Genomic DNA, 7,275 nt, shown 5'->3' on the forward strand with positions numbered 1-7,275 from the left:
CCGGGCCCGGCCGGCCGCCACCGCCCCGGCCCCGCGCACCAAGCTCCCCAAGGGCGTCGCCCGGCAGGTCCCGTACACCCCGCACAGCTGAACGCGCACCGACCCGAGGGCCCGTCCGGCACCACCGGACGGGCCCGGGTACCGGCCGCCCGGCGGCGGCCGGTACCCGCGCGACCACCCCACACCTCTGGCCGTGGAGCCCCATCGATGCACGTTCACCACGGTGCGCGCCGCCCGGGCGCGGCGCACGTCACCCTGCTCACCGAAGGCACGTACCCGCACAGTCACGGCGGCGTCAGCGTCTGGTGCGACCAACTCGTCCAGGGCATGCCCGACCTCGACTTCGACGTCATCGCCGTCACCGGCACCGGACGCGAGGCCGTCGTCTGGGACCTGCCCGCCCAGGTCCACGACGTGCTCTCCGTCCCCATGTGGGGCGAGGCGCCCGAGGGCCGCCCGCCCCGGGGCCGCGCCCTCGCCCGCCTCACCGCCGCCTACGAACGCTTCCTGGCCGCGCTGCTCGACCCGTGCGCCGAGGACCAGTTCGCGCCCGCCCTCTACCTGCTGGCCCGAGCCGCCGCCGACGGGGCGCTGAGCCCGTTCCTGCGCGGCGACCGGGCCGTCGCCCTGCTCGCCGCGGTGTGGAACCGCCCCGGACTCGCCGTCCGCGAGGCCCGCCCCACCCTGCACGACGCGGTCACCGCCACCGCCCTGCTCGAACACGCCCTGCGCCCGCTCGCCGCGCCCCCGCCCCGGCACGGGGTGGCCCACGCGGTCAGCGGCGGCGTCGCCGTACTGCCCGGCCTCGCCGCCCTCGACCGGCACGGGGTTCCGCTGCTGCTCACCGAACACGGCGTCTATCTGCGCGAGCGCTACCTCGGCTACCGCACCGCCCCCTACCGCTGGCCGGTCAAGGCCGTCGTGCTCGGCTTCTTCCGGCTGCTCGCCGAGGAGAGCTACCGCCGGGCCGCCCTGATCACCCCGGGCAACCGCTACAACCGGCTCTGGGAGGAACAGGGCGGCGCCGACCCGCGGGCCATCCGCACCGTCTACAACGGCGTGGACCCGGCCGCCTTCCCGCCGGCCGGCCCCGAACCCGAGGTGCCCACGCTGAGCTGGGCGGGCCGGGTCGACCCGATCAAGGACCTGGAGACCCTCATACGGGCGTTCTCCCTGGTCAGAGCCCAGATACCCGAGGCCCGGCTACGGCTGTTCGGCGGCACACCCCGGGGCGGCGAGGCCTACCGGGAACGCTGCACGGCGCTGGCCGCCGAGCTGGGCCACGCGGACGCGGTCACCTTCGAGGGCCGCGTCGAGGACATCAAGGACGCCTACGCGGCCGGGAACGTGGTGATGCTCTCCAGCATCAGCGAAGGCTTCCCGTTCACCCTCATCGAGGCCATGTCCTGCGGGCGGGCCACCGTCTCCACCGACGTGGGCGGGGTGCGGGAGGCCGTCGGCGACACCGGGCTCGTCGTGCCCCCGCGAGATCCGGGACAGATGGCGGCAGCGGCCCTGGAACTGCTCGGCGACGGCGCGCGGCGCAGGGCGATGGGGGAGGCGGCCCGGCTGCGGGTGATCGAGCAGTTCACCCTGCGGCAGACCATCGACACCTTCCGCTCCATATACCTCGAACTTCCCGACCACGCCCGTCGGTTCGCCGTACAGGCCGTGCCGGGGGCCCAGCCCAGGACCGCCGCGGGGAGCCTCGCCGGATGAGCGGACCGATGGCCCTGGAACCGGGCGGCGCCGAACAGGACACCCTGGCCCTGCGGCTCGCCCGCCCCGACGAGCGCACCCTGGCCCTGCGGCTGCCCGGCCACGGCACCGACGACGCGGCGGTCAGCCTGCTGGCCGCCGAACTCGCCGACCGCATCGGCCCCGCCGTCCACCCCTACGAGGTCGCCGCCCTGCTGGAGGCCGAGGGCCTGACGGCCGAGACCATCAAGGACCGGTACGGCCACCCGAACCTGTTCTCGCTCGCCACCGCGCCCACCTGCGGATGGCGGCCGGCCGCCGCGAGGCCGCCCGCACCCTGGCGGCCGGCGCCCCTGTCGGCGCCGCCCTCGCCGTCGCCACCGCCGCCCCGCTCACCGGCGGCACAACGGTCCTGCTCGCCGTGGCGGCCCAGTCCCTCTACCTCGCCGCGGCGGGCGTCCTGCTCGTCCTGGCCCGGGAGAAGGTGCTGCTCGCCGCGCTGACCCCGCTCATCGCGGGCGCCGCCTGCCTGTACCGGTGGGAGCCCGGCACCGTGCCGCGCCTCGGCCTGCCCCTGCTGGCGCTGCTGGCCACGCTCGCCGGCACCGCGCACGCCCTGCGCGCCCTGCTCAAGGGGCCCGTGGCCGACGCCGGCCGGCGGCCCCCGCTGCGCTGGTCGCTGCCCTACGGCCTGTTCGGGCTGGCCGCCGGGCTGCTGGTGCTGCTCGAAGGGCGGCGGGAGCCGTACGCGGTGATCGTGCTGACCCTCAGCATGGGGCCCGCCGAATGGCTGCTCTACCGCTACCGGGGCCTGTCCGTCGCCGCGCTGCGCGCCACCGCCACCCCCGCCGCGTTCCTGCTGCGCTCGGCCGCCGTGCTCGGCCTGTGCCTGCTCGGCTATCTGCTGCCGCTGCTGCCCGCCGCGTACCTCACCGGCGCCCCGCCGGCCCCGCTGCTGCTGCTCGCGGCCACCCTGTGGACCGCGTTGCTCCTCCAGGCCTTCGGGACCGCCTGGCCGCCCGCCGCCATCTGTCTGGCCGCCGCGGGCACGGCCGGCGCGGTCACCGCGCTGCACCTGCCGCCCGGCCCGGCCGCCCTGCCGCTCGCCTGTGCGGCCGCCGCGCTGTCCCTCCTGGCGTGCGCGCTGCGGCTGCTCGGCCGCCCGGCCCGGCACGCCTGAACCAACACCCTCCACCAACTCGCTGGAAGGACCACCCAGTTGACCTCCCAACCGCTCGCCGCCGTCACCGGGGCCGAGGGCTTCATCGGCTCTCATCTCACCGAGGCGCTGGTCGCCTCCGGGCACCGGGTGCGGGCCATGGCCCAGTACAACTCCTTCTCCTCCTACGGCTGGCTGGAAACCCTCGCCCCGGACGTCCTCGACCAGGTGGAGATCGTCCTCGGAGACGTCCGAGACCCCGGCTCGGTGCGCGGCCTGCTCGACGGGGCCGACGTCGCCTACCACCTGGCCGCCCTGATCGCCATCCCGTACTCCTACCAGGCGCCGCACAGTTACGTGGAGACCAACGTCACCGGCACCCTCAACGTCCTCGAAGCGGTCCGCGCCCTCGGCACCCCCCGCCTGGTGCACACCTCCACCAGCGAGACCTACGGCACCGCGCGGACGGTGCCGATCACCGAGGACCACCCCATCAACACCCAGTCCCCGTACGCCGCCTCGAAGGCCGGCGGGGACCGGCTCGCCGACAGCTACCACGCCAGCTTCGGCACCCCCGTCGTCACCCTGCGGCCGTTCAACACCTTCGGCCCGCGCCAGTCGATGCGCGCGGTCATCCCGACCGTCATCGGCCAGGTTGCGGCGGGGGAGCGCACCATCACCCTCGGCGATCTGCGGCCCACCCGGGACTTCCTGTTCGTCAAGGACACCGCCCAGGCCTTCCTCGCCGTCGGCGGCGCCCCCGCCGAGCACGTCGTGGGCCGCACCTTCAACGCCGGCACCGGCGGCGAGATCTCGGTCGGCGACCTCGTCGCCCTGATCGGCAAGGTGATGGACACCCCGCTGGACGTCCGCGAGGACCCCGCGCGCATCCGCCCGGCTGCCTCCGAGGTGATGCGGCTGGTCGCCGACGCCACCCGGCTCACCGGCGCCACCGGCTGGCGGCCCGCGCACACCCTGGAACAAGGCCTCGCGCACACCGTGGAGTTCTTCCGCGACCCGGCCAACCTGGCCCGCTACAAGACCGGCATCTACAACATCTGACCCGTCCGGCACGTCACGACGTCTTCCAAGGAGGAACCCATGCACGCAGTGATCCTGGCGGGCGGCAAGGGCGTCCGGCTGCGGCCCTACACCACCGCGCTGCCCAAACCGCTCGTCCCCATCGGCGACCAGCACGCCATCCTGGAGATCGTGCTGCGCCAGCTGTCCTCGGCCGGCTTCACCCGCTGCACCCTCGCCATAGGCCACCTCGGCGAGATCATCCGCGCCTACGTCGGCGACGGCTCCCAGTGGGGCATGGCCGTCGACTACGCCACCGAGGAGAGCCCGCTCGGCACCATGGGGCCGCTGCTCAACCTGAGAGAGAGACTGCCCGAGCACTTCCTCGTGATGAACGGCGACATCCTCACCGACCTCGACTACGCCGACGTGCTGCACCGGCACCGGGACTCCGGCGCGCCGCTCACCATCGCCACCTACGCGCGCAAGGTGCACATCGACTTCGGTGTGCTCACCACCGACGCCAGCAAGGTCGTCGCGTTCACCGAGAAGCCCAGCATGGACTACCGGGTCTCCATGGGCGTCTACGGCCTCTCCCGCGCCACCCTCGACGACTACACCCCCGGTCTGCCGCTCGGCTTCGACGAACTCGTCCTCGACCTGCTCAAGGCCGAGAACCCGCCGCACGCCTACGACTTCGCCGGCTACTGGCTGGACATCGGCCGCCCCGACGACTACGACCGGGCCAACGCCGAGTTCACCAGCCGCAAGTCCCTGCTGCTCAAGGGAGCCTGAGTCCCGCATGCGCATTCTCGTCCTGGGCGGCACCGGTTACCTGGGCCGCCATGTGACGGAGCGGCTGCGCGCCCTGCCGGGCGCGCGGCTGTCCGCGGCCGGCCGCACCGGCGCCGAGTACGCCGTCGACCTCGCCGCCGACCGCCCGGAGCGGCTGGCGAAGACGCTGGCGGCGGCCGCCCCCGACGCCGTGGTCAACTGTGCGGGCGCCACCGGCGGCGACCCCGTCACCCTCGCGGAGGTCAACGCACGCGGCCCCGCGGTGCTCTGTGCCGCGCTGCGCGAGGCGGCCCCCACGGCCCGCCTGGTCCACCTCGGCTCGGCCGCCGAGTACGGCCCCGGCACCCCGGGCGTCCCGGTGGCCGAGTCGGCGCCCGCCCGCCCGGTCACCCCGTACGGCGCGACCAAGCTCGCGGGCACCCTCGCGGTCGCCGCGGCCGCCCTGGACGCGGTGGTGCTGCGGATCGGCAACCCGGTGGGCCCCGGGGCGCCTTCGGCGGGCCTGCCGGGCCGGATGGCCGCGCTGCTGCGCTCGGCGGGCCCGGACCCCTCGGCCGTGCTGCGGCTCGGGGACCTCTCGGCCTACCGTGACTTCGTGGACGTCCGCGATGTCGCCCGCGCGGTGGCCCTCGCCGTCACCGCGCCCGCACCCCTGCCGGCCGTGCTCAACATCGGCGGCGGCGGGGCCGTACCCGTGCGCGACCTGGTGCGCGGACTGGCGCGGATGGCCGGCTTTCGCGGACGGCTGGAGGAGAGCGCGGGCGGCTCGGCGCGCTCCGCCGAGGTGTCCTGGCAGTGCTCGGACGTCACCGCCGCCGCCCGGGTCCTCGGCTGGCGCCCGGCCCACGGCCTGGACGACTCCCTCGCCGCGCTGTGGGCGGCCACGGCATGAGCCTGCTGGTCCCGCTGTACGTGCACCCGGCCGAGGACCCGGGCGCCTGGCACCGGCTGATCACCGGCGCCGCCCGCACCCACGCCGTCGTGCTCAACCCCGCGAGCGGGCCCGGCACCGCCCCCGATCCCGCCTACACGGCGGCGGCCCGGGCGCTGCGCGAGGCGGGCGCCCGGCTGCTCGGCTACGTCGACACCGACTACGGCACCCGGGACCGGGCCGCGATCACCGAGGAGGCGCGCCGGCACCGGGACTGGTACCGGACCGACGGCTGCTTCCTCGACCGCGTCACCGCGACCCCGGCGGGCCTGCCCGGCTGCCGCCGCCTGGTCCGGGAGCTGCGCCGGCAGGGCGCGGGCACGGTCGTGCTCAACCCCGGCGTCCATCCGGCGCCCGGGTACCTCCGGCTCGCCGACCTCACCGTCACGTTCGAGGGACACTGGTCAACGTACGTCTCGGCGTTCACCCGGCCTTCCTGGACCGCCCGCCAACCGCCCGAACGGCTCTGCCATCTCGTCTACGGCGTCCCGGCCGCCCTGGTCCCGCTCGCGGTGCGCACGGCGACGGAGCGGGGCGCCGGTGTCTGCGGGCCGGTGACGGGCGAAGGGCCCAATCCCTGGGCCACGTTGACGCCCGCGCTGACCTGGACGAACGGTGTGCGAAGCTGAGGCGGTCCACTCGCGCACCACGGGAGAGCCGCACCGCCATGGCCGTCATCCATCACACGACCCTCCAGCCCTCCAAGCTCGACCTGCTCACCGAGTGGCTGCCCAGCCGCCCCTGGTACCGCGGCGGCCCGGCCGCCCCGGTGCTGGAGAAGTCCGGCGGCTTCCGGCTGGACGACCCCGCGGGCGAGGTCGGCATCGAGTTCATGATCGTCACCGACACCGCGGGCGCCGAACCCACGGTCTACTTCGTGCCGTTGACCTACCGCGGCGCGCCGCTGGAGGGAGCCGGGCACGCACTGGTCGGCACGATGGAGCACGGCGTGCTCGGCAAGCGCTGGGCGTACGACGGCCTGTGCGACCCGGTGCTGGTCACCGAACTGCTGCTGCTCATCGAGGGCAAGGCGCAGGCGATGGCCCAGAGCATCACCGACACCCCGGACCACGAGGTGTCCCGCGCCTACGCGGGCGCCCCGTTCGCGCCGGAGGGCTTCACCCCGGCACCGGCCGACGGCACGGACGGCACCCGCCTGCCCACACCGCACGGCACCGTCCTGCACGTCCACCGCGTCCTCACGCCGGCGCCGGCGGACGAGAACCCGCCGCTCCCCGCCGAGGACGCCCTCGGCCACGTGGCCACCGGCTGGCCCGCACCGGCCGGCGACCGGCAGCGGGCCGTCCTCCTGACCCTGCGCCAGGCCTGACCCACCCGTCCGCCGCCCGCCCCGCGCGGGCGGCGGACGACCCGTCCTCATCCCGCTCCTCCCGCCGCTCGGCCGTGCCCGGCGCGTCCCACTCCCCGGCGTGCGCCCTCCCGTCCGCGGAACCGGCGGGGCGTCTGGCATGTCCGGATCAAATCTGTCACCCTTTCGGCAGTCGCCGCCCGGCCCCAGCGGGGCGCGACCGGCTCCCCGGCACAGCACTCCCGCAAGCCCGGACCACGGCCGCCCCGGCGCACCCCGCCGGCCGGACGGCCATCGAGCAGGCCGGAACCCCGGCCGCCGCAAAGGAGTAGCGTGAGACCGACCCCCCACAAGGCCGCGGGC

General features: G+C 75.5%; 6 protein-coding genes and 1 pseudogene. All 7 read left to right on the forward strand.

The annotated features are described in order from the left end of the window. The first annotated feature begins 207 nt into the window (after positions 1 to 207). Entirely contained in the window at positions 208 to 1,719 is a 1,512-nt protein-coding gene (pelF, locus tag FRZ03_RS29985; protein ID WP_146468235.1) for a GT4 family glycosyltransferase PelF, read from the forward strand. Next, a pseudogene (locus FRZ03_RS29990) lies at positions 1,716 to 2,878 on the forward strand (hypothetical protein). The gene pelF and the pseudogene FRZ03_RS29990 overlap by 4 nt, the downstream one beginning before the upstream one ends. A 39-nt stretch (positions 2,879 to 2,917) precedes the next feature. Continuing rightward, the gene (locus tag FRZ03_RS29995) at positions 2,918 to 3,919 is read left to right on the forward strand and encodes a GDP-mannose 4,6-dehydratase (protein ID WP_146468236.1); all 1,002 of its coding nucleotides are present in this window, start codon (positions 2,918 to 2,920) and stop codon (positions 3,917 to 3,919) included. A gap of 39 nt (positions 3,920 to 3,958) precedes the next feature. Then, positions 3,959 to 4,672, forward strand: coding sequence for a nucleotidyltransferase family protein (locus FRZ03_RS30000; RefSeq protein ID WP_146468237.1), 714 nt, complete (start codon positions 3,959 to 3,961; stop codon positions 4,670 to 4,672). 7 nt (positions 4,673 to 4,679) lie between these two features. After that, positions 4,680 to 5,564, forward strand: coding sequence for an NAD-dependent epimerase/dehydratase family protein (locus tag FRZ03_RS30005; protein ID WP_146468238.1), 885 nt, complete (start codon positions 4,680 to 4,682; stop codon positions 5,562 to 5,564). Then, on the forward strand, positions 5,561 to 6,232 hold the full coding sequence (locus FRZ03_RS30010) for a spherulation-specific family 4 protein (protein WP_146468239.1): 672 nt from the start codon (positions 5,561 to 5,563) through the stop codon (positions 6,230 to 6,232). The genes FRZ03_RS30005 and FRZ03_RS30010 overlap by 4 nt, the downstream gene beginning before the upstream one ends. 38 nt (positions 6,233 to 6,270) lie before the next feature. Continuing rightward, a complete protein-coding gene (locus FRZ03_RS30015; RefSeq protein ID WP_146468240.1) occupies positions 6,271 to 6,933 on the forward strand; it encodes a maltokinase N-terminal cap-like domain-containing protein in 663 nt (220 codons plus the stop codon). The last annotated feature ends 342 nt before the right edge of the window (positions 6,934 to 7,275 follow it).

Origin of the sequence: Streptomyces misionensis (assembly GCF_007896895.1) — a bacterium.
GTDB lineage: Bacteria > Actinomycetota > Actinomycetes > Streptomycetales > Streptomycetaceae > Streptomyces > Streptomyces misionensis_A.